The organism is Chryseobacterium sp. KBW03 (assembly GCF_003852415.1).
Taxonomy (GTDB): domain Bacteria; phylum Bacteroidota; class Bacteroidia; order Flavobacteriales; family Weeksellaceae; genus Chryseobacterium; species Chryseobacterium viscerum.
In genome coordinates, this window is sequence record NZ_QAJO01000005.1 from 387,931 (window position 1) to 411,659 (window position 23,729).

The following is a 23,729-nucleotide window of genomic DNA, read 5'->3' on the forward strand; positions in this document are numbered from 1 at the left end:
TTTTTATTGGACAAAAATACTAAAAAGAAACCACTTCCAAAAAATAGGAAGATGAGAGCTGGAGGATGGAAGTTGCTACTCGTTATAAAAATAAATTCTTTGTTTGATTAATCTTTATAAACCTTAAGCCTCCTTCTTCCAGCTCCCAGCTTATTTATTTAGATTGGTGATTCGCATCATTTCTATGCTCTACAATGTCAAGATTGGCATCTACAAAATAAGCACTTCCAAATCCGTTCACATAAGATCCTTTTACAGGCTGCAGAGCAATTAAAATAAAGTCTCCCATTCCGGAAATGACATCCACTACTTTTCCGTGAGTTTCTTTAAGTTTAGCCACTACCTCATTCCATACTTCAGAATCTCTTTCAATTTGAGAAGGTGCTGCTTCAATAGTCAGACGTTCACGGGCATAGATCTGTTTGGTTGCAGATTCGTCTTCAATAAACATGATAGAGGCATTTCTTCCATCAGCAAGGTTTTTTGTATGTTTTGCCATGAAAGATACCAGAATATAAAACGTCTGTTCCACCTGTACAAAAGGGGCATAGCTGGAATTAGGAATTCCTTCAGCATCCACCGTAGCCAGGATGATACTTTTGGAAGCATTGATGAGCTCCTGTACTTTTGGAGCAATAGGCTTAGCACTCTTTTCTGTATGAGTATGATTCATAATATATATATTTTTTTATCCGCTAAAATTAACTATTTATATTAAGACTAAATAATATTAACTCATGTTTAATCTCATAAACCTGAACTTAATTTTGCCGTTTTTATATCTTAATTATTAATCGTAATTTTGCCTTTCGTTATCAATTGAATTTAAAAACTATTCATTACATATGAGTACTACAACACAATACGTTCCTTACAAAGTTAAGGATATCTCCCTTGCAGAATGGGGTAGAAAAGAAATTACCCTTGCAGAAGCAGAAATGCCTGGTTTGATGTCTATCCGTGAAGAATACGGACCTTCTCAGCCACTGAAAGGAGCAAGAATCGCAGGATGTCTTCACATGACTATCCAGACGGCTGTGCTTATCGAGACATTGGTTGCTTTAGGAGCTGAAGTTACCTGGTCATCTTGTAATATTTTCTCTACACAGGACCACGCTGCTGCGGCTATTGCTGCTGCTGGAATTCCGGTTTATGCTTGGAAAGGTTTAAATGAAGAGGATTTTGACTGGTGTATTGAGCAGACTTTATTCTTCGGTGAAGACAGAAAGCCATTAAACATGATTTTGGATGATGGTGGAGATTTAACAAACATGGTTTTTGATAAATACCCTGAATTCACAAAAGATATCAAAGGTCTTTCTGAAGAAACTACGACAGGAGTACACAGACTGTACGAAAGAATGAAGAACGGAACTTTGGTAATGCCTGCTATCAACGTAAATGATTCAGTAACTAAGTCTAAATTCGACAACAAATACGGATGTAAAGAATCTGCTGTAGATGCAGTAAGAAGAGCTACAGATGTAATGTTAGCTGGAAAAAGAGTAGTAGTTTGCGGATACGGAGACGTAGGTAAAGGTACAGCTGCTTCATTCAGAGGAGCTGGTTCTATCGTTACTGTTACAGAAATCGATCCCATCTGTGCGCTTCAGGCTGCAATGGACGGTTACGAAGTAAAAAGATTAGATACAGTGGTAGATAATGCTGATATCGTTATCACAACTACAGGTAACTTCAATATCGTTAGAGGGGAGCATTTCCTTAAAATGAAAGATAAAGCTATCGTTTGTAACATCGGTCACTTCGACAATGAAATCGATATGGCTTGGTTAAACAAAAACTATGGTCAGACTAAATCTGAAGTGAAGCCTCAGGTTGACATCTATACTATTGAAGGAAAAGAAGTAATTATCCTTGCAGAAGGTAGATTGGTAAACCTTGGATGTGCTACAGGTCACCCAAGTTTTGTAATGTCTAACTCTTTCTCAAACCAGACTTTGGCTCAGATCGAATTATGGAACAACTCTGCTGCTTATGGAAACGAAGTATATATGCTTCCTAAGCACTTAGATGAGAAAGTAGCTGCTTTACACCTTAAGAAATTAAGCGTTGAGCTGGAAACTCTTTCTCCTGAGCAGGCTGAATATATCGGAGTAGACGTAAAAGGGCCATTCAAGCCTGAATACTACAGATACTAGGATCTATATAAAACATGATATTATCCCACTATTTCTAAGATAGTGGGATTTTTTTCATATAATATTATGAGCTATTCCGTATGTTTGCCGGCTAAAAAAAGCATGAAAAATCACTTATTTCCGATACTTATAAGTATAAGTGTTGCAGTATTCTTTAACAGCTGCAGCAGCAGTAATGATGATACCAACCTTGAACCTGAGAAAAAACTATTACTGAGTAAATTTACCACCACTTATTATGATAATCCTTCACAACCTGAGACGATTGAGCAAACATTCGAATATAATAGTAAGGGAGAACTTATAAAATCTCTGCATAAAGGATTAGTAACCACTTTTGAATATTTCAATGGTAAGCCGACAAAAGCTACCTTTTTTAATAACAAACAAGAGCCTTCATATTCCTCCGTATTTTATTACAATCAGGGGGGACAACTGGATAAGATTAAGGCTACTTACGCTAATTCATCTTCCCGAACCACAAACTACACCTATAATTCAAACGACCAGCTTATCAATATTACCAATTGCTTTTCTGAAAATTGTAATAATCCGGGAACTATTTCCTATACTTATGATGGAGAAAATATTTCAACGGAAATCACCTCAACACCAGGCACGGTCAGCTCAACTTATAAAGAAGAATATACTTCTGATAGTAAACTAAACCCTTATACCAATACCAACAAGTATCTGCGAATTATGATGGGAAGAGCAGATATTCTCAGTAAAAACAACTATACAAAAGATAAAAGCAGTACCAAAATCAGCAATAGCTGGGAAGCAGGTGAAACCACTACTTTCACTTTACAATACAACAATGCAGGTTTTCCTGTTCAGGCTACAGGAATAGGTAGCGACGGAAAACTTTCCGTTCAGTACCATTACGAATATATTACTCAATAAGATAAGAGCTCTCCAATTTGGGGAGTTTTTTTTATGAGCTGATCCCGCTATCCGCTCATACTCCTCACGCCATAGCCTTCCCACATCTTACCTCTGCAACTCTCCTACTCTTGCTCCGGGGTAACCGCTGCTATCGGGGCTAGGGAAGAATTATGAATTATCAATTTTCGTTCAACCTTATAAACATTCAATAGGAATGAACTTTAGTCCGTTTTTACTATTCAATAAAAGTCCATTGGCTTTAGCCAAAAATTAATGAATATCTCTACCGTATTTTGCCCATATTTTCCCTCTGTTAGAGCTCTATTTATAAAAAATGAATATCTTAGCCCCTTAAATAAAACAGTAAATACATGAAAAAACAAAAAGTCTCGAATGCATTCATCGCTGCATCTTGGGTAGCATTGGGAGCCGGAATGATCGGTTTCATCGTGGGTCTTGTGAGGGCTGAAATGCTTCTGAATGAGAAAGGATATTATTTCACCATCCTTCTTTATGGCTTATTTGCCGTTGTTTCTCTGCAGAAAGCAGTAAGAGACCGATTAGAAAATATTCAGGTAACCGATATTTATTATGGCATTTGCTGGTTTGCTACATTATCATCCATTATACTATTAGCCATAGGACTTTGGAATGCAACCATCCTTCCAAGTGAAAAAGGATTTTATGCCTTTGCATTTTTGCTCGCTCTCTTCGGAGCTATTGCAGTCCAGAAAAATACCAGGGACAATATGATTCAGGAATAAAGTAAAACTCTCCAAAATGGAGAGTTTTTTATTTTATCAGAATAAACAAAATTCAAAACAAACACGAAAAACATCATAAATATTTTAAATTTTTATTATATTTATATCGAAAAAAATAGAGATATCATTAAAAATATTCTTTATTTCTATTTTTCCCATGAAAAACTAATACCATAAAACAATAAGCATGATTTTAAAAAAAATCCCAATGCTCATTTTTCTTTTGTCAATATTCACGGCAAAAGCGCAAAATGAATTTATCACCATCTGGAAAACCCAGAACGCACAACAAATTACATTTCCGGGAAGAGGAACCAATTTTCAGGTTTCCTGGGAAGAGGTCGGATATCCACAACACAATGGAACGATGAATAATGTAACTTCTACTAAGGAATTCATCATCAATCTAGGCACTCCTTTGAATCCTCAATCATCCCAAGTCAGCTATAAAATCAAAATCAGCAACGGAAATGGAAGCTTTGATCAGGTAAGGTTCTACGACAGTACAATAGTCCCTGTTTACAATGCTGCAGACCGAATAAAATTTACCCAAATTGCTCAATGGGGAAATATAAAATGGAAAAGTTTTGACAACGCTTTTGTATTCTGCAACTTTATGGACGTGACAGCAACTGATGCTCCTGACCTGAGCATGGCAACCAGTATGAATCAGATGTTTTATATGTGTACAGCATTGGTAGGCAATCCTTCTTTCAATACATGGGATACTTCTACCATTACAGATATGTATTATATGTTTGGAGATGCTGACCAGTTCAACCAACCGTTAGGAAACTGGAATACGGCCAATGTCACAGATATGTCGTTTATGTTTGATAATACAGCATTCAATAAGCCTCTCGGCGAATGGAACACATCGAAAGTGACCACCATGGAGCATATGTTTCATGAGGCTAAGAATTTCAACCAGGATATTCAAAACTGGAATATATCCAGTGTTACCAATATGAACGAAATGTTTCATCATACAGCTTTTAATCAAAATCTGGGAAAATGGGACCTCAGCTCACTGGTAACTGCTAATGATATGTTTCTCAATTCTGCTATGAGCTGTCTGAATTATGACAAAACACTTTTCGGATGGAGCCAGAATTCATCAACACCTAATAATATTACCCTATCCAGTGTTTCTCCAATAGTATATTCTCATCCGGATGCAGTTACCGCAAGAAATTATTTGATCAATTCTAAAGGCTGGACTATATCAGGGGATGTTTATAATGCGCTATGTAATCAGACTCTTTCAACTTCTGAAATGGAGATTAGCAATAAAGCTTTCATCTATCCCAACCCTGCCAAAGATAATATTCACCTGAAAAACATTCCGAATACAGTACGTTATATCATCACCGATATGAGCGGAAGAACTGTTGTCAAAGACCGCCTGGAAAATGATGAAATTCCTGTCAGGTCTTTATCTCCGGGAAATTACATCCTGCAGGTGGTTACCAAGAATAAAATTCATTCATTCCCATTCATTAAAAAATAACCGTAAAACCAATCACTATAAAATTTTAATCATGATTTTAAAAAAAATTCCGATGCTCATTTTCCTTTTGCTGATATTCGTGGCAAAAGCGCAACATGAATTCATTACGGTGTGGAAGCCCAGCCTGCCCCCTCCTCCCAATGCTTATACAGGAATTCCTGTAAACTCAAACAATAATCAGATCTGGTTTCCCGGAAGAGGAACCAATTACCAGATCTATTGGGAAGAGATAGGCTATCCTTCTCACAATGCTACTTTAACGAATGTGACTTCTGCCTATCAGACCTTGATCGATTTCGGAGCCCCACAAAATCCCAATCCGTCAGATGCTACTTATCGGATAAAGGTAAGTAACGGAAACGGAAATTTTCATCAGATAAGATTTGCAGACTGGGATATGCTAAATTATGACGCAATTGTAGGAGATGTTCATAAAATACTATTGGTAGAACAATGGGGAACTATTCAGTGGTCTTCTATGGAACAGGCGTTCCAGGCGTGCAAAATTTTAGATTTCACCGCAACTGACATTCCCGATCTGAAGATGGTAACGGATATGTCTTACATGTTTTCAGGATGTTATGATTTAGTTGGAAACCCTAGTATCAACAACTGGAATACTGCTAGTGTCACTACTTTGCTGGGAACGTTTGCAGGATGTTTTGTCTTTAATCAGCCGGTTGGAAATTGGAACACTTCCAATGTGACTATGATGGGAGTAACGTTCAACGTAGCAAAGCTTTTCAACCAGCCATTAGACAACTGGGATACCTCTAAAGTAACTGCCACTACAGCAATGTTTAGTATGGCTAAGGAGTTTAACCAACCTATTGGAAGTTGGGATATGTCTAATAATCTTGATGCTGAATTCATGTTTTCAAATGCTTCAAACTTCAATCAACCACTTGGAAACTGGAATACCTCGCAGATTATAGAAATGAATAATATGTTTTTGAATGCAAGGGCTTTTGACCAGGATATCAGCAACTGGGACACCCAAAATGTGAAATTTATGAATAGCATGTTTAGTAATGCAGAGAACTTCAACAGTAATATTTCTCACTGGGATACAAGAAAAGTAGAATGGATGCAGGATATGTTCAACGGAGCCAAAAAATTCAATCAGGATATAGGAAAATGGAATGTGGCTTTAGTAAAAAGCACAAACAACATGTTCAATAATGCAATTGTCTTTAACCAAAATTTAGGAAGCTGGGATCTGAGTTCTTTGATTTATGCTTCCAATATGTTTAAAAACTCTGCACTGAACTGCCAGAATTATGACAGCACTCTTTATGGCTGGAGCCAGAATCCTTCAATTCCTGATAATATCAATTTGTCTTCGGTTTCACCTCTTACCTATTCTCATAATGCGGCGGTAACGGCAAGAAATTATTTAATCAACAGTAAGGGCTGGACCATTAGCGGAGATACTTATAACGGAGAATGCCAATCTCTCCTTGGAACTTCTGATCTAAAGGTGAAAGGTGAAATCAATCTGTATCCTAATCCTGCTACCGATATTATCTATGTGAAAAACTCCAATGCAAAAGACTTTAAGATTATGGATCTAAGCGGAAGAATTGTTTTACATGGAAATGTGGTGAATGAACAGATTAATATCCAAGCATTAACTCCTGGTAATTATATTTTACAGCTTTATTCAAAAGAGAATATTCAGAATTTAAAATTCATCAAAAAATAATCTTAAACATTCAACATGATATTAAAAAAAATCCCAATACTCATTTCCCTTTTGTTGGTTTTGATGGTGAAAGCTCAGCATGAGTTTATCACCATCTGGAAGCCGGCCTCTACTGTACTCCCGGCATTAAATGTAGATGCCCCGTATCAGGCTACCAATGAGCAGATATGGTTTCCCGGAATTGGTGAAAATTATGACATTTATTGGGAGGAAGTTGGTTATCCCCAGCACAATGGTTCTCTTACCAATGTAACCTCTACAAAACAGGTTTTTATTGATTTTGGGACATCAATCGCAGATAAGGATGATGCAAAATACAGAGTAAAAGTTACTAACGGCAGCGGAGTTTTCAAACAAATAAAATTCGGATCTCCTCAACTATTTGCTGCTCCTGAACAACTCATTCCTATATGGCAGGTCAACGGAAGTGCAGATAAATTGTTAGAAATAGAGCAATGGGGTAATATCTCATGGACTACGATGAACAGCGCCTTCAGCCTATGTAAACTTATGATACTTACAGCAACAGATACTCCGAAACTTAATAATGTGGATGATGCATCCTTCATGTTTTTTGGTACTAAAAGCTTTAACGGCGCTCCTTCCATGCAAAATTGGGATACTTCGAAAATCAAAAATTTCAGTTTTATGTTTTCCCTTTTATTTGATCCTGCACCATCCACATTAACAGATCAGTTTAATCCTCCTTATTTTGACACCTGGAATATGTCTTCGGCTACGAACTTCAGCTATATGTTTGCAGGAAGAGAAGTTTTTAACCAAACTCTCAATAGCTGGAACGTTTCCAAAGTAACTGACATGAGCTGGATGTTTGGCCAGTGCCTAAGTTTCAATCAGCGTCTGGACAATTGGGATACTTCCAATCTTGAAGATATGCATTTTATGTTTCATATGATTCCGGTTTTCAATCAGCCCCTCAATTGGAATACGTCCAATGTTACTAATATGGCGCATATCTTTCATGGCTGTACGGCCTTTAATCAGCCTTTAGAAAACTGGGATACAACTAAGGTAACCAGGATAGATCAGATTCTTACCAGTGCTTCAAGTTTTAATCAGCCGTTAGGAAACTGGAACTTAGCTTCTCTTACTAATGGGAACAGTGCTTTCACTATGTCAGGTATTAATTGTGAAAATTACAGCAAAACACTTCTGGGATGGGCAGACAATCCCAATACGGCCAACAATGTTCCACTAGGTTCTTTAATAGGAATAAAATATGCGTCAAATGTGTCAGACAAAAGAGATATTCTCATCAATAAAGGTTGGGTATTAATAGGTGACGCTGTGGGAAGCTGTTTATTGTCTTCATCAGATTTGAAGCTGGATAAAAAACCTCTACTTTATCCTAATCCTGTAGTGGATGATATTCACATTGAAGGCTTAAGTGATATTAAGAATTATAAAATTTATGATGCAAGTGGAAGACTGGTAAAGGAAGGAAATCCTAATCATGAGATGATCAATGTAAACTCTTTACCCAAAGGAAATTATATGATACAACTTATCATGAAAGAAAAAACAGTTTCTTCAAAATTCATTAAGAAATAACGATAAACTCCTCTATATGGTATTGAAAAAAATATTGGCCAGCTTTTTTATTGTACTGGTATGTATGGTGAAAGCCCAGAATGAATTTATCACCATCTGGAAGCCCGCTTCTACTGTGATGCAGCCTATCAATGTAAGTGCTCCCTATCAGGCAAGTTCTGAACAAATATGGTTTCCCGGAATTGGTGAAAACTATGATATTTATTGGGAGGAAGTAGGCTATCCCCAGCACAATGGTTCTCTTACCAATGTAACCTCTACCAAACAGGTTCTTATTGATTTTGGGACATCCATCGCAGAGAAGGATGATGCAAAATACAGAGTAAGAGTGAGTAACGGAAATGGTATTTTTCAACACATAAAATTTGGAGATGTACAGGAGGTTCAGCTTCCGGATCAGGTTTTCCCGATCTGGCAGATCAACGGAAGTGCTGATAAAATTCTGGAAATAGAACAATGGGGAAACATTGTCTGGACAACGATGAACAGTGCCTTCAGCCAATGTAAACTCATTCAGATCACGGCTGCTGACACTCCCAATCTTAGTAATGTTGAAGATGCCTCTTATATGTTTTTCGGCACTAAAAGCTTTACCGGTGCCAGCTCCATGCAAAATTGGGATACTTCCAGAATTAAGAATTTCAGGTTTACGTTTGCTATTCTCTTTGACAGCATTATGAACTCACTTCCTGATCAGTTCAATCCACCTTATTTTAATAGTTGGAACATGTCATCAGCAACTGATCTCTCCTTTATGTTTGCAGGAAGAGGACTCTTTAACCAAACATTGAATAACTGGGACGTTTCGAAGGTAACTGATATGAAATGGATGTTTGCTCTTTGCTCCAGCTACAATCAACCGATGGATCACTGGGATACTTCAAGTCTTGAAGATATCCGTTATATGTTCCATTTTATTCCTGCTTTCAATCAATCCTTAAACAATTGGAACACTTCCAAAGTTATCAATATGGCTCATGCTCTCCATGGCTGTACAGCCTTTAATCAGCCTTTAGAAAATTGGAACATGACCAAGGTTACCAGAATAGATCAGCTCCTCAAGACGACTCCTAGTTTTAATCAATCACTTGCCAACTGGAATCTGGCCGCCCTTAATGAAGGTATGCAGGCGTTCACGGAGACAGGAATAGGTTGTGAGAACTTCAGTAAAACACTGGCAGGATGGGCAGACAATCCTAATACTGCCAATAACATTGACTTAGATGATGTAACCTCTTTGACCTATGCTTCTAATGTAACAGATAAAAAGAATATTCTTATCAATAAAGGTTGGGCAATGTCGGGTGATACGGTAGGAAACTGCTTACTGGCTTCATCAGACATAAAACTCAGAAAAAAACTTTTGCTCTATCCTAATCCCGCAGTAGATGATATCCACATTGAAGGATTAGAGGATATTAAAAGTTATAAAATTTATGATGCAAGCGGAAGACTCGTAAAGGAAGGAAATCCTAATAGTGAGATGATTAATGTAGGATCTTTATCAAAAGGAAACTACATTTTGCAGCTGATTCTGAAAGATAAAATAATCTCTTCAAAATTCATCAAAAAATAAAAACAAAAAAGCCTCGCTGTACAGTGAGGCTTTTATTTTGAGTGTAATGATCAACTATTTGTCAAAATGATTGGGATGCTGAGCTTTGATGTCATCTACGGTTCCCAGTACTTTATCTTTTAAAGAATCCTGATACTTCTGAAGTTTAGCAGCCACTTCTTCATTACCGCTTCCTAAAATTTTTGCGGCTAAAATCCCGGCATTTAAAGCTCCGTTCAAAGCTACTGTTGCCACAGGAATTCCACCAGGCATCTGAAGGATAGATAAAACAGAATCCCATCCGTCTATAGAATTACTGGACAAGATAGGAACTCCGATTACCGGAAGTGTAGTACAGCTTGCCACCATTCCCGGAAGATGCGCTGCTCCTCCAGCTCCTGCAACAATTACTTTCAGCCCTCTTTCCTTAGCTGTTTTTGCATAGTCGAACATTCTTTCCGGAGTTCTATGTGCTGAAACTACTGTTAATTCATAAGGGATATCAAGGCTTTTAAGAAAATTTGCAGCCTGTTCCATGATTGGCAGATCACTCTGACTGCCCATAATAATTCCTACCATCTTCAATTTTTATTAGATGTTCAAAGATAAATGTCTTCTTTTAAAATAACAACTTTATTCGTTTCTAAATACAGAAGGTGATATTCCTTTCACTTTTTTAAAGAACCTGTTAAGGTGGCTTTTATCGGTAAATCCAAACTCATCGGCTATTTCACTGATCCGCATATCACTGTATCGCAGGCGGTTTTCAATAAGCTTCAGCTTGTACTGAGCAGAATACTCATTTAATGTTTTTCCTGTATTATTCTTAAAATAACGGCCTACATACGTTTTCGAGATACCAAACACAGTACTGATATTTTCACTCGTTAGCTTTTTAGGATTATAAATATTCCCCTGAACATACTGAATAATATCTGCTGCCTTATGATCAGTACTTTCATTGACTTCCAATATATTTTCCTTGACCAGATTCTGAGCTACTATCGTCAAAACAGCCTGTACAAGAAGCCGGACTAATTCATCATTATAGAAATTCTTACTTTGCATGGCAATCATCAGGCTTTCCATCATTTTTTTGATCACCAGGTTGTTCTCCTCTCCTTTAATAACAGATCCCTGCAGCGTATGACTGGAAAAAACCTTCTCCAGCTGTTTCATAAATACAGGGGTCATGGCATGAAGCTGAAAAAAAACCTTATTGAATCTTATAAAAAAAAGCTGAGTTTTTGTTTTGAATAGGAAACGGTGGGAATCTTCCGGCACAAGCAAAAAAAGGTTTCCTTGATTGTAAGAAAATGTATTCCCATTAATCTCCTGCTCCCCTTCCCCTGAAACGATATAAACTAGTTCAAAAAAACTGACGCTGTGATCTCCTCTCGGACATACCTCTGCTGGTTCTTTTAAAACAAGTTCAAACGGCTGCTGAAGAAAATCTTTTTTCATGACAATATTATACTCTTTTATCATGTAAAAATACAACATACAGAGGTAGCAAATCATAGAAATTTGCAGAAGAAAAAAGAAAATAATGAATTCAAAAATCAATAACAGAAAAATGCAGGCATTGGTATCAGAACAATTTGAAAAACCTTTTGTATTAAAAGAAATAGATAAACCTACTCCGAAAGATCATGAAGTTCTTATTCAAATCAAATCAGCAGGATTGAATCCTTTAGACCTTAAAATAAAAAATGGGCAGGCAGCTCACGCCAAGGTCACTCTTCCGGCTGTACCAGGCATTGATATGTCAGGAATTGTGATAGAAACAGGAAAAAATGTAGAAGGGTTGAAAAAAGGAGATGAAGTATTTGGAATGGTTGGTGGGATTGGCGGCCATCAGGGCACTTTAGCAGAATATATTACTGCTGATGCGGAACATATTAGCTTAAAACCTAAAAACATCTCATTTCAGGAAGCTTCTGCAGTCCCTTTAATATTCATCACAGCATGGGAAGCATTAGTTGATAAAATTAACGTACAACCCGGTCAAACGATATTAATTCACGGAGGGGCCGGTGGTGTTGGTCATATGGCTGTTCAGATCGCAGCAGCCATGGGAGCAGAAGTATATACTACCGTAAGCCCGGATCATTTTGAGAGGGTAAAAAATTATGGTGCTACCCCCATAGATTACACTGCCATACCTGTTGATCAGTATGTGAATGAATATACTGCCGGAATTGGATTTGATGCTATAGTAGATACAATAGGAAATAGCGTGCTGGATGATTCTTTCATAGCCGTAAAAAAATATACAGGGCATGTAGTGAGTATTCTGGGCTGGGGAAATCATAATCTTGCTCCTCTATCTTTTCGTAATGCAACCTATTCAGGAGTATTTACCCTATATCCGTTATTGAGTGGAGAGGGAAAAAAGCACCACGGTGATATTTTAAAAGCGGCTTCTCAACTTTTTGAAACCGGAAAATTGAAGGTTCAGCTCCATCATCAATCCTATACTTTGGATCAAATAGAAACAGCCTATGAACTCCTTGAAGACAGAAAAGCAAGCGGAAAAATAGTCATTACGGTTTCTTAACTGCTGCAAATTCTATCCTGCAAACCAGCATCTGTACCGGCAAAAATCAAAGCAACTGTATCCATCAAAATCATTTTAAAACCGCTAAATTTGCTTGTTACACTTTGATTTACGTTGAAAGATTATAAACTTATTTTCGCTGTTCTTACCGTTGCCATTGTCTGGGGAACGACTTTTTTAGCCATCCGTGTTGCTGTGGAAACAATTCCTGCATGGTTTGTTGCCGGTATCCGTCAATTTCTGGCTTCTGTCATTATGCTTTTTGTTCTTCTTTCGAGAAAGGAATTCAAATGGATCGGCTGGAAAAGTTTAGGATATCAGATTGTTTTTGCTTCCCTGATGCTGGTGATTGCTAACGGGATGACTACCGTAGCTGAAGAAACCGTATCAAGCAGTCTTGCTTCATTGATCAGTGCCTGCTCACCTATCCTGGTGTTTCTGGGAAGTGTGGCTGTAGGATTACAGAAGTTCAGTCTGCGGGCTCTTAGCGGTATCATATTATGTTTCAGCGGCATCCTTTTTATTTTCTGGGATGGACTTCAAGATCTCGCCAACCCGGATTACAGAATGGGAATGATCTTCCTTTTCTGTGCGATCGCAGGTTGGGCTTCCGGAACCATTTTCACCAAAAAATTAAATATCCAGAGCGGAAATATAACGTTGAATTTATTTTACCAATTCCTATTTGCCGGAATCGTCCAGATCATTCTTGCATTTCTGTTTTCAGATAATTACAACTTTGGAAACTGGACTGCAAAAAGTATTTCTGCGATGATATACCTTTCTGTTTTTGGTTCTGTAGCTGCCTTTTTTGCATTTCATTATGCATTAACGAAAATTTCGCCGGTACAGGTTTCTATTCTGGCGTATATCAATACCATTATTGCCATATTTTTAGGCTGGCTGATTATGGATGAGAAAGTGACATTTAAATTCATCCTTGCTGCTGTAATGATCATTTGTGGTGTTTTTATTATCAATTACAAACCGGAAATGTTCAAAAGGCAGAAGGTTCAATAACGAAAAGAGGGTTTTCTCAACCACAAAAGACACATTAGTTTTTAAAGTTAACAGCAGCTTACTAAAAGGTTCGTTGAAATATTAAAATCTGTCATATATTACCACAAACACCTGTTTTACACACGGCTAAACAATTAATATTATATTTCAAAAAAAATATTTAAATTTCTACAGACCTACTCTGTCCTGCTATAAATTCCGTTTACTTTCAACCATTTTAAAAACAGGTCCGTCCACTCACCGGTATTAGTTCCTTTTTTACCCAAGCCCCAACCATGACCTCCTGATTGAAACAAATGCAGTTCAGCAGGCACCTTATTATTTTTCAAAGCCTGATACATCAGAATACTGTTTTCTACAGGAGAAATAGGATCATCTTCTGATTGGGCAAGGAAAGTGATGGGAGTCTGAGCGTTCACCTGCTTTTCAACCGAAAGTCTGATCTGATCCTGTATATCAGCATTTTTTCCTAGTAAAGATTTATAGGAATGGGTAGTATTGTTGGGGGGCAGCATCGATACTACCGGATAGATCATTGCTGTAAAATTGGGCTTAGCAGCAATCAAATCGGTGTCATCCTGAGGTGGATAATAAGATGTATTGAATGTAGAAGAAATATATCCGGCAAGATGACCTCCCGCAGAAAATCCGAGCACTCCTATTTTATTGGGGTCTATTTTATATTTTCCAGCATTCTTTCTAATGATTCGCAGAGCACGCTGTGCATCCTGAAAAGGAACTGATTTTGTTGTCCAGCCTTCTCCGGGAAGCCTGTATTGAAGTTCAAAAGCTGTAATTCCCAGGGACTTCAGCCATTCTCCTGCAGGATAGCCTTCTGATCCTGATTCAATGTGGGCATATCCACCGCCACTGATGACTAAAACTGCAATTCCGTTAGGGTTTTCAGGCTGATGAACAATAAGTTTTGGCGTACTGATATGAGTGAGGGAACCTTTGTCAGAGATGATACTTTCACCACCCGGTCCAGGTCCATCAGGGATTTTCGTCCATAAAAGTATAGACGGTAGATTTTGTGCAGAAGTCTCTTGCTGCGCAGCAAAAAGATTGGCAGAAAACAAAAATATAAGTAGTCCCTTTTTCATTTGCTTTATGTATTTCTATGTATTGAAGATAATTAAAATTTATAGGTAAGTTTCAGAATTTCTTTACATTTGTTTAGACACAACTATTATAACTATGAAGCAAAAATTATCCATCATGTCCGTTTTACTTCTTCCTGTCTTGTATTTTTCTCAAAAAGCAGAGCCCAGAGAAGATATCAAACTGAAAAGCTTTGATTATAAAATCTATATCCAAAGCAAGAAAGACCAGACCATTGATCAGGAACTCTATCTGATTCCGAATAAAGGAGATACCATCAGGGAAAATGCCCTTGTTAAAAAAACATCAGGAGAAGAAACTCATAGAGGCATTTACAGAATAAACAATACAGAAATTCATTTTGTGGATATTGATCTTACCACAGAAAAAATGAACCATAAAATATATAGCCCTAATAAAAAAGGAGTGCTTACATTAGTGAAAGAAAATTCAAACCTAAGCTCTTATCCTAAAGACCTTCCACCAAAATTTAAAGACAATAAGCCTCCACATCCTGAATTCGAAGGCGGTGATGCAGCATTGTATCAATGGATTGAAAAAAACGTGTATCCTATTCTGGAAAAGAAGCACAAGAAAAAGGAGAAAGGAAATTCTGTTCTTATTTTAGATATAGATTCAAAGGGAGTTCCATCTTTCGTAGAAATAAAAAATCTGAATGTTCCGGATACAATAAAAAAGCAACTCACTGATATCATAAAAACATCTCCTGCCTGGAAGACCAATATACAAGGTTATGATGTCTCAGGAATTGTTTTTATTCCTTTAGAATATTAAAGGGTATAATCGGGTCATTTTCATATTCCCTCCATTTTTCTTATATTGTATACTCAACTTATACAATATGCTGAAAAACACATTTTTTTTATTTCTGGCCGCATCTTTTCTTTTGATAAGCTGCGACTATAAAGAGAAAGAGAAGAACCTTACAGACAGGGAAAAACAATTATTAGAAAAAGAAAAAGTATTCGCCAAGAAAGAGTCTGAATATCAGTCGCTCCTGAAAATGAGGGACAGTATTTATACAAAAAAAGATTCTGTAGTTATCGCGACATGGCCTGCAGAAATTTCCGGTCCCTGGAACGGAAAGGTAATCTGTACAGAATCCAACTGCAGTGAATATGCTGTGGGTGACCAGCGTACCGATATCTGGGAATTCGATAACGATTCTACCCAGCCTATTACCAAAATCATCAATAACAATAATCTGGTAAGGCTGTATACAGGCAAATTTGAAAATAATGAGATCAGATTGTCTTTCAAAACAGATTCTACAGCTAAAAAGAATGTAGAAATGAGCGTTCTTCTTAATGATATTTCAGACAACAAGATCAAGGGTACAAGAAGCATCACTTCTGATGGCTGTACTGCCAAGTTCTCTGTTGAATTAGTACGTTCCACAAAATAAACACTTATGATTTTACTGAGTATACACAACCTGAGTCTTCCTATAGAAGATCCGGTACTGAAGTTCCTATTGGTACTGGTTATTATCCTTGCAGCACCCCTGCTTCTTAATAAAATTAAAGTTCCTCACCTGTTAGGACTTATTATAGCGGGAGCGATTATTGGTCCCAACGGATTCAATGTATTATCCAGAGACAGCAGTATTGTTGTGACGGGAACTACCGGATTGCTTTACATTATGTTTCTGGCAGGGCTGGAAATTGACATGGGCGATTTCAAAAAAAACAAATGGAAAAGTCTCACCTTTGGTATCTATACCTTTACCGTTCCTTTTGTACTGGGATATCTGGGAGGTTATTACCTTCTTCACTTTTCTATGCTGACTTCTATCCTGTTTGCCAGTCTTTTTTCGTCCCATACTCTTATTGCTTATCCATTGATAAGCAAGTTGGGAATTGCAAAAAATAAAGCGGTTAATATTACCGTTGGAGGTACAATGATCACAGATATTCTTGCCTTATTGGTACTTGCCGTGATTGTGGGAATGTCTCAGGGTGATGTAGGAACAGAATTCTGGGTTAAATTATCTGTCTCTTTTGTAGTTTTTGCTTTAATTGTACTTATTGTATTTCCTATTATAGGGCGTTGGTTTTTCAAAAGAGTGGATGATAAGATCTCACAGTATATTTTTGTATTGGTGATGATTTATCTGGCCGCTATGCTTGCAGAATTGGCTGGTGTGGAAGCCATTATAGGGGCATTCTTTGCAGGATTGGCTTTAAACAGACTTATTCCTCACACTTCTTCTTTGATGAACAGGGTTGAATTTGTGGGAAATGCGATCTTTATTCCTTTCTTCCTGATCAGTGTGGGAATGCTGATTGATTTTAAGGTTTTCTTTAAAAGCTGGGAAACGCTGGAAGTAGCAGGAATTATGCTTGTAGCTTCTATCGGAGGGAAATATCTTTCTGCAGTGGCTACTCAAAAAACATTCAGACTGACCAAAGAAGAAGGAAAACTTATTTTCGGATTGAGCTCTGCTTCAGCAGCGGCTACACTGGCTTCAGTAATGGTGGGATACAACATTATCCTCTCTGAAACGGAAACCGGAGAACCTGTAAGATTATTGAATGAGCATGTCCTGAACGGAAGTATTTTACTGATCCTTATTTCATGTACCATCTCCTCTTTCATTTCTATGGCAAGTGCTCAGAAAATTGCGGAAAGTGACAATGAAGATACTGTTTCCGGGAACACTCATGAGGAAGAGAATATTCTATTGGCCATCAATCACGAAGCCACTGTTGAAAGAATGGTGAACCTTGGAATCCTAATCAAAGCCCACTCTAATACAGAAGATCTGTTTGCTTTAAATGTCATTAATGAAGATAAAAATGAATCTTCAGTGAAAAATGCAGAAAAGCTTCTTCACCAGGCAGCAGATGCAGCGGCAGCAGCGGATGTTAAGTTACAAGCCTTAAAAAGATACGACAATGATGTTATCAATGGGGTCAACAATGTTATTAAAGAACAGAAAATTACAGACCTCATCATAGGATTGGAAGGTGAAAAAGGATTCTCTCCATCTTTTGTATATAACCTTTACAATGGCTATCTTCAGAATGATGATGTGAATGTACTCGTCTATCATGCAGCACAACCCCTTTCCACCATAAAAAAATATGCAGTGATGATTCCTGAAAATGCCCATCAGGAAGCTGGATTCTTCCATGCCCTACTGAGAGTCTGGAATATTGCCAGGAATTCCGGAGCGACAGTTGCTTTTTATGCCCCTGAAAATATTATTGATATTCTACAGAAAATTATTAAAAAAGCCAATATAGAAGCAGAATTCATTATTATGAGCACATGGCAGGACGGAGAAAGAACCGCTGCTCAGCTGAAAGATGATGAAGCATTAATTATTCTGATGGCAAAACGTGGTATGAAGTCCTATATTCCGCGGATGAGACTGATTCCGGAACTTCTGAACAGAAACCTGAATGATAATAATTATCTTTTGATATTCCCTTTCTCAGAATATGATAAAAACAGTCCGGAAATACGTTCCGTAGGAAATCATGGAGATTTTGTGGAGATCGGAAATGTGATTCAGAAGATTTTTAAGTAAAAGAATGGGAGCTGGAAGAGGTTACCTATGAGCGAATAATCACTTTTCTTAAATTATTAAATAATTGAGTCATCAATAGCGTCGGGCTTTAGCCCGATATAAACAACATGCATACATTTGGCTTTAGCCGAAACCTAAAATTAAGTTTTGGTTAAAGCCAATTGAATCTATAATCATTGGTAAACGGGCTAAAACCCGTTCCTATTGAATAATGATATAACAAAATAAAAGGGAGCTGTTTTATATTTAAAAACAGCTCCCTTTTATTTATTTTAACCTGATATTACTCAGCAATCACTCTCACCATTCCTTTTACCTGTACAAGCTTTTCCATCAGCTCTTCTCTGGAATCTGCAAGAACGTTGATGTGTCCCATTTTCCTTCCCGGCTTGGTTTCTGTTTTACCATACAAATGAATGTAGGTTTCAGGTAACTTAAGAACATCTTCCATTCCTTCATAAACTACTTTTCCTTCATACCCTTCTGCTCCTACCAGATTCAGCATTCCGCTGTAAGTAATGGCATCAGTATCTGCTAAAGGAAGGTTTTTTACCACACGGTACATTTGTTCAAACTGTGAATTGGTATTTCCTTCCTGGCTTTGGTGTCCAGAATTGTGAAGTCTTGGAGCGGTCTCATTCACCCATATTTTTCCTTCTTTATCAAGGAATAATTCGATGGCAAATAGTCCCGGAGAATTTACTGCATTCAAAAATTTCTCTGTAATAGAATCAATCTGCTCCTGAACATCTTCTGTCAGAAGAACCGGACATACATTGAAGTCCAAAAGATTCAGTTTTGGATCGGCAACCATTTCCGTTACCGGGAAAATATTGGTTTCTCCTTTTTCATTTCTCGCCACAATGACGGAGAGCTCCTTATCAATATCGACCAGACTTTCAATGACTGAAGCTTCTGTCCATATATGCTGATAATCTTCTTCTGTTTTGATCACCTGTACTCCTTTCCCGTCATAACCTCCTGTATTCATTTTCTGAACAAACGGCAACGGCATAATGATTTTCTCATCACTGTTCCATACTACCTGAAATTCAGGGCTTGGGATATCATGAGTTTTATAAAATTCTTTCTGAAGGATTTTTTGCTGGATCGTTTTGATGATATTGGCATTAGGAACCACTCTTATTCCTTGTTTTTCAAGTTCTGCCAATGCTTCGGCATTTACGTGTTCTATTTCAATAGTTACGACATCTTTATCTTTTCCGAAGTTCAAAACCGTTTCATAGTCATTAAAATTTCCCTGTGTAAAATACGAGATATTATGACATGGTGCATCAGAAGCCGGATCCAGAGTATAAAACTCATCATCATACTTCAGTGCACTTTGTATCAGCATTCTTCCCAGCTGTCCGCCACCCAGAATTCCTATTTTCATTTTTTATTTTTATTAGATTTATCCTTATTGAATTTTATCGATTTTTAAATAACCAAGCCCCATTGGATTCTCCTGGTTTTCTGCATCAGATTTTTTAAGAACGATAGAATATTTTTCTTTCATATGTACCGGAAGAATATCACTCACATTGAAAATATCATCAATGTCTACTCCATGTTTATCATCAATATGACTCACCGCTCCTTCAAATCCCATGGTCTGATAAAACTCGGTGCCTCTTGCTCTTTTTACAATTTCTCCCATAGAAAGCCCCACCATCAGGTGCTGCTCATGAAATTCTTCAAAAAAGCCAGGCTTATACCCTCCCAGATTGAGAAAAAACAGTTGATCTTCAGAAGAATTCTCTCCTTTTTCTACAATCTCCACCTCATATCCGTCAACGAATTTTACTTCCTGATGACAGTCTACATGAATTTTTCCTTCTGCTTCCTTCCAAAACTCCTTCATATCCGGAACAAGATCTCTAAGATTCTCTGCTATTCCGAAGAAAACATCGTGCTGCTCAATGTTTCTTCCCTTAGGGGTAGCCCCAAGGATTACATAAAATAATTTCATTCTGTTTTTCATGCATGCAAAAATACGTTAAATTTATCTTTTTCAAATGTTTGGCAGACTACTACAATAATTTTATATTTGTAACATTATTTGTAGTATGTCAGAAATCATCATACTCTTCCTTGGCGCAATTTCCGCTGGTCTTTTAGGTTCACTTACGGGTTTAGGAGGAGGAGTCATTATCATTCCTTTATTAACGCTGGGCTTTGGCGTTCCAATGCATTATGCCATCGGTGCTTCACTCATCTCGGTGATTGGTACCTCATCCGGTGCGGCTGTAGCTTTCGTCAAAGAGGGTTTTACCAATATGAGAATCGGTATGTTTCTCGAAATAGCCACAACAGCTGGTGCCATTGTTGGTGCTCTGGTTTCAGGAATGCTTAACCCGAATACCATCGGAATTATTTTCGCAAGTATCCTTCTTCTTACGGTTATTTTGAATCTTAAAGGTAAGCCTGATCACCAGGAACCTCTGATCAAAGGAAGTCTGGAAGAAAAACTGAAATTATACGGAACATTCCCAGATAAAGGAGTATTAAAAAGCTATTCTGCAAGAAATACTGTTCCCGGGTTTTTGATGATGATGTTCGCAGGTGCCATGTCCGGACTTTTAGGAATAGGTTCCGGTGCGTTGAAAGTATTGGCAATGGACAATATGATGAAACTGCCTTTCAAGGTTTCTACAACAACAAGTAACTTCATGATTGGAGTAACGGCTGTAGCCAGTGCACTGATCTATTTCCAGAGAGGAGAAATTATTCCTGTTATTGTTGCTCCTGTATTGATTGGAGTTGTAATCGGAAGTTTTATCGGTTCAAAAACACTGATGGTATCAAAGACCAAAAAATTAAAAGTATTTTTTGCCATTGTTATCACTATTCTTTCGGTTTATATGATGTATAACGGTATCAACAAAAGCTTCAGATAATGAAAAAGAATTTTACAGATGTAGATCTGAACCGCTCCGTAGGAAATCTTCTTAGACTGGGTGTTATTCTGTCTGTGGCAACCTCCCTGATTGGTTTTATCAAGTTATTTTTTGAAGGGTTTAAAATGCCTGAAAAATATACCAGCCTTGTGGTAGGGACTTCTTCAGAGAAAGTATGGAGTCATTTCTGGAATTCCCTGTGTAAAGGGGAAGGCATGGCTATTATTCAGCTGGGTATCCTTTTGTTGATCTTCACTCCTTTAATGAGGATTGTTTTCGCTTTAATAGGCTATCTAAAAGAAAAAGACTACGTATATGTAGTCATTTCTTCTATTGTTTTAGCGATTATGGCCGTGAGTTTCTTTGCAGGCTACGCCCACTAATTTTTACATTTCATAAAACTCCAACGGCAACTGGTCCGGATCCTGAGTAAAGAAAAATTCTTTTCCGGTGAATTCGTCTATGCGGATTTCTTCGCAGCTCAGCCCCTTTCCGATCAGTTCATTCCGTTTTTCTGTAACATTGTCAACGGAGAAGGCAAGATGTCTTAAACCGCATGCTTCCGGACGTGATGGACGCTGACCTGGATCAGGAAAAGAGAATAGTTCTATGACATAATGATCTCCAATGGCCAGATCAAGCTTATAAGATTGTCTTTCTTCACGGTAAACTTCCCGAATGATATTCAAATCTAAAATTTCTGTATAAAATTTCTTTGAAACGGCATAATCTGAACAGATGATTGCAATATGATGAATTTTCATTGTCTACTTCTTGTTTAATCTTATTATTTAATTTCCTTACAATTATCCTTTCTTCTTGTATCAATGACATATTGAATTTTCCATTCATTATTCTGTTTCACCAACTGAAAACTGTTAGCCCCACAATGTGATAATTTTTCCTTTACATAAAAAGAATAAGGGGTAAATACACTTGCCAGGTTTCCATCTGTATGAATGGCTTCCACAGTAATTCTTTCATCCAGATCTCCTTTCGGAAATTTAGAAACTGAGGCAATGAAATCCTGTATACTGTCGCTTTTTACAGTACCGTCTTTGGTAATAGTCTGGAGGACTGCATTTTCCGCAAAAGCAGATTTTACCAGCTCAGAATCTGCATTTTTCATGCCAAGGAATAGGTTACGGATCGGTTTTTCAATATCCGGGTTCTGCTGACCAAACCCTGAAATACTTATAAGAAGAAAAAGCCCTGCTATTTTATACATACTATAAATTTACATAAATAAAAGTAAGCAAAATTTAAACTAATGAATGGATTCTACAGTTGATTTTCCTTAAATTGTACCAAAAATTATTTCAGCCAAAGAATTTTCATATGTGGATTATTTATCTGGTTCTGGCCATACTTTTACTGGTCTTGACTATCCTTCCAAAAATTCAGCATTCTCACTGGATATTCAGGGTTCCTGAATTTGCTAAGATACAGGTTACTTATCTTATCTTTTTCACTTTTCTATTAGGACTCATCATTGATTCTATAGAATATGTATGGTATTATCAGGGATTTTTACTTGTGCTGTTTGTTTATCATAGCCAGACCCTCATCAGATATACCCCTCTTTATCCTGTAAAAAAATATAAACAGCATACCAAGTCCTCTGGAAAACTTCATTTCATTTCGGCCAATGTATATCAGTTCAATAAGGAATATGATAGGTTTTATAAACTTATTGAAAAGTATAACCCGGACTTTTTCATGACTATGGAAAGTAACGGAGATTGGGAAAAAGCAATGAGACCTTTAGAGCTAGAATATCCCTATCAGCACAAGATAACTCTTGAAAATACCTACGGCATGCATTTCTATTCCAGGATTGAAATTAAAGAAGCCATAACTCATTATTTTGTAGCAGACGATATTCCCAGCATTGAGGTACACATGAAAACAGCTGATGGCTTTTCTTTTGTTTTCTTTGGTGTTCATCCTCCCCCGCCAAGTCCTACAGAAGAGGAAACCTCAAAGGAAAGGGATGGTGATCTTCTAAGCACAGCCAAATGTGTAAAGGATATCAAAAAACCGGTCATTGTAGTGGGAGATTTCAATAACGTTGCCTGGTCAAGATCATCTGTACTTTTCAGAAAAACAAGTCACCTGATAGATCCGCGAATCGGGCATTCTTTCGTTTCTACCTTTCATGCAAAATACCGTCTTTTAAGGTTTCCTATTGATCTGATGTTTCACAGTGAAAACATCTTTATCAAGCAGCTTAAAACATTGGAGAATTTTGGTTCAGACCATCTTCCGGTATACTGCGAATTTTTCATTGACCATCATAATGACGAACAGGAGGAGCTGATAGAAACAGCAACTTCCGAAGAAAAAGCTGAAGCTGAAATGATGATAGAAGAAGGAAAGCAGGAAGACGGCGACCGGGAAGCTATAGTTACCGAAGATTAAGTATAAAAAAAGTGGACT

General features: G+C 37.4%; 23 protein-coding genes. 15 read left to right on the forward strand and 8 right to left on the reverse strand.

The genetic code is table 11. From position 1 onward, the window contains the following. Positions 1–154: 154 nt before the first annotated feature. Positions 155–673: a HugZ family protein gene (locus DBR39_RS13220; RefSeq protein WP_124533805.1), complete on the reverse strand. Its 519-nt coding sequence runs from the start codon at positions 671–673 to the stop codon at positions 155–157. A 172-nt stretch (positions 674–845) separates the two neighbouring features. On the opposite strand from DBR39_RS13220, the gene ahcY reads away from it, so the two are divergent. The 7 genes from ahcY to DBR39_RS13255 all read left to right on the forward strand — a co-directional run bounded on the left by ahcY (position 846) and on the right by DBR39_RS13255 (position 10,174). Further along, positions 846–2,159, forward strand: a complete 1,314-nt coding sequence (ahcY, locus tag DBR39_RS13225) for an adenosylhomocysteinase (RefSeq protein ID WP_124533807.1) — start codon at positions 846–848, stop codon at positions 2,157–2,159. Between the two features lie 102 nt (positions 2,160–2,261). Continuing rightward, positions 2,262–3,065, forward strand: coding sequence for a hypothetical protein (locus DBR39_RS13230; RefSeq protein WP_124533809.1), 804 nt, complete (start codon positions 2,262–2,264; stop codon positions 3,063–3,065). Positions 3,066–3,418: 353 nt separating this feature from the next. Continuing rightward, positions 3,419–3,811, forward strand: a complete 393-nt coding sequence (gene yiaA, locus DBR39_RS13235) for an inner membrane protein YiaA (protein ID WP_103234617.1) — start codon at positions 3,419–3,421, stop codon at positions 3,809–3,811. Between the two features lie 208 nt (positions 3,812–4,019). Beyond that, a complete protein-coding gene (locus tag DBR39_RS13240; RefSeq protein WP_185147183.1) occupies positions 4,020–5,321 on the forward strand; it encodes a BspA family leucine-rich repeat surface protein in 1,302 nt (433 codons plus the stop codon). A 31-nt stretch (positions 5,322–5,352) separates the two neighbouring features. Beyond that, positions 5,353–7,026, forward strand: coding sequence for a BspA family leucine-rich repeat surface protein (locus DBR39_RS13245; protein ID WP_185147184.1), 1,674 nt, complete (start codon positions 5,353–5,355; stop codon positions 7,024–7,026). A gap of 15 nt (positions 7,027–7,041) precedes the next feature. Then, entirely contained in the window at positions 7,042–8,598 is a 1,557-nt protein-coding gene (locus DBR39_RS13250; RefSeq protein ID WP_124533816.1) for a BspA family leucine-rich repeat surface protein, read from the forward strand. Between the two features lie 16 nt (positions 8,599–8,614). Continuing rightward, positions 8,615–10,174, forward strand: a complete 1,560-nt coding sequence (locus DBR39_RS13255) for a BspA family leucine-rich repeat surface protein (RefSeq protein ID WP_124533818.1) — start codon at positions 8,615–8,617, stop codon at positions 10,172–10,174. Positions 10,175–10,228: 54 nt separating this feature from the next. Here the strand turns inward: DBR39_RS13255 and purE are convergent, their stop codons facing one another. Together purE and DBR39_RS13265 are read right to left on the reverse strand one after the other, a co-directional pair. Further along, positions 10,229–10,732: a 5-(carboxyamino)imidazole ribonucleotide mutase gene (purE, locus tag DBR39_RS13260; RefSeq protein ID WP_103232583.1), complete on the reverse strand. Its 504-nt coding sequence runs from the start codon at positions 10,730–10,732 to the stop codon at positions 10,229–10,231. Positions 10,733–10,786: 54 nt separating this feature from the next. After that, positions 10,787–11,617, reverse strand: coding sequence for an AraC family transcriptional regulator (locus DBR39_RS13265; RefSeq protein ID WP_185147185.1), 831 nt, complete (start codon positions 11,615–11,617; stop codon positions 10,787–10,789). An 85-nt stretch (positions 11,618–11,702) separates the two neighbouring features. Here DBR39_RS13265 and DBR39_RS13270 point away from each other — a divergent pair, with 85 nt between their 5' ends. Continuing rightward, complete coding sequence (locus tag DBR39_RS13270; RefSeq protein WP_228447831.1) at positions 11,703–12,713, forward strand: zinc-dependent alcohol dehydrogenase family protein; 1,011 nt, start codon at positions 11,703–11,705, stop codon at positions 12,711–12,713. Positions 12,714–12,827: 114 nt separating this feature from the next. Beyond that, positions 12,828–13,733, forward strand: coding sequence for a DMT family transporter (locus tag DBR39_RS13275; protein WP_124533823.1), 906 nt, complete (start codon positions 12,828–12,830; stop codon positions 13,731–13,733). Between the two features lie 176 nt (positions 13,734–13,909). Here DBR39_RS13275 and DBR39_RS13280 read toward each other — a convergent pair whose 3' ends face one another. Further along, on the reverse strand, positions 13,910–14,836 hold the full coding sequence (locus DBR39_RS13280; protein WP_124533825.1) for an alpha/beta hydrolase: 927 nt from the start codon (positions 14,834–14,836) through the stop codon (positions 13,910–13,912). Between the two features lie 94 nt (positions 14,837–14,930). On the opposite strand from DBR39_RS13280, the gene DBR39_RS13285 reads away from it, so the two are divergent. From DBR39_RS13285 to DBR39_RS13295, 3 genes are all read left to right on the forward strand, one after another. After that, positions 14,931–15,629, forward strand: a complete 699-nt coding sequence (locus DBR39_RS13285; protein ID WP_228447832.1) for a hypothetical protein — start codon at positions 14,931–14,933, stop codon at positions 15,627–15,629. Between the two features lie 67 nt (positions 15,630–15,696). Then, positions 15,697–16,260: a hypothetical protein gene (locus DBR39_RS13290; protein WP_124533828.1), complete on the forward strand. Its 564-nt coding sequence runs from the start codon at positions 15,697–15,699 to the stop codon at positions 16,258–16,260. 6 nt (positions 16,261–16,266) lie between these two features. Continuing rightward, positions 16,267–18,390: a cation:proton antiporter gene (locus DBR39_RS13295; RefSeq protein ID WP_103232578.1), complete on the forward strand. Its 2,124-nt coding sequence runs from the start codon at positions 16,267–16,269 to the stop codon at positions 18,388–18,390. Between the two features lie 283 nt (positions 18,391–18,673). Here DBR39_RS13295 and DBR39_RS13300 read toward each other — a convergent pair whose 3' ends face one another. Together DBR39_RS13300 and DBR39_RS13305 are read right to left on the reverse strand one after the other, a co-directional pair. Beyond that, positions 18,674–19,786: a 5-(carboxyamino)imidazole ribonucleotide synthase gene (locus DBR39_RS13300; protein WP_124533830.1), complete on the reverse strand. Its 1,113-nt coding sequence runs from the start codon at positions 19,784–19,786 to the stop codon at positions 18,674–18,676. Positions 19,787–19,810: 24 nt separating this feature from the next. Continuing rightward, positions 19,811–20,362 carry a DUF1543 domain-containing protein gene (locus DBR39_RS13305; RefSeq protein ID WP_124533832.1) on the reverse strand — a complete coding sequence of 184 codons (552 nt, stop codon included), beginning with the start codon at positions 20,360–20,362 and terminating at the stop codon, positions 19,811–19,813. 97 nt (positions 20,363–20,459) lie between these two features. On the opposite strand from DBR39_RS13305, the gene DBR39_RS13310 reads away from it, so the two are divergent. Continuing rightward, a complete protein-coding gene (locus DBR39_RS13310; protein WP_124533834.1) occupies positions 20,460–21,290 on the forward strand; it encodes a sulfite exporter TauE/SafE family protein in 831 nt (276 codons plus the stop codon). Next, positions 21,290–21,673 carry a DUF1634 domain-containing protein gene (locus DBR39_RS13315; protein WP_109737959.1) on the forward strand — a complete coding sequence of 128 codons (384 nt, stop codon included), beginning with the start codon at positions 21,290–21,292 and terminating at the stop codon, positions 21,671–21,673. Before DBR39_RS13310 ends, DBR39_RS13315 begins: the two co-directional genes overlap by 1 nt. A 3-nt stretch (positions 21,674–21,676) precedes the next feature. Here DBR39_RS13315 and DBR39_RS13320 read toward each other — a convergent pair whose 3' ends face one another. Together DBR39_RS13320 and DBR39_RS13325 are read right to left on the reverse strand one after the other, a co-directional pair. Next, the gene (locus tag DBR39_RS13320; protein WP_124533836.1) at positions 21,677–22,054 is read right to left on the reverse strand and encodes a VOC family protein; all 378 of its coding nucleotides are present in this window, start codon (positions 22,052–22,054) and stop codon (positions 21,677–21,679) included. Between the two features lie 23 nt (positions 22,055–22,077). Further along, complete coding sequence (locus DBR39_RS13325; protein WP_124533838.1) at positions 22,078–22,518, reverse strand: nuclear transport factor 2 family protein; 441 nt, start codon at positions 22,516–22,518, stop codon at positions 22,078–22,080. A 110-nt stretch (positions 22,519–22,628) separates the two neighbouring features. Between DBR39_RS13325 and DBR39_RS13330 the strand changes: the two genes are divergently transcribed. Continuing rightward, a complete protein-coding gene (locus DBR39_RS13330) occupies positions 22,629–23,711 on the forward strand; it encodes an endonuclease/exonuclease/phosphatase family protein (protein WP_124533840.1) in 1,083 nt (360 codons plus the stop codon). Positions 23,712–23,729 lie beyond the last annotated feature (18 nt).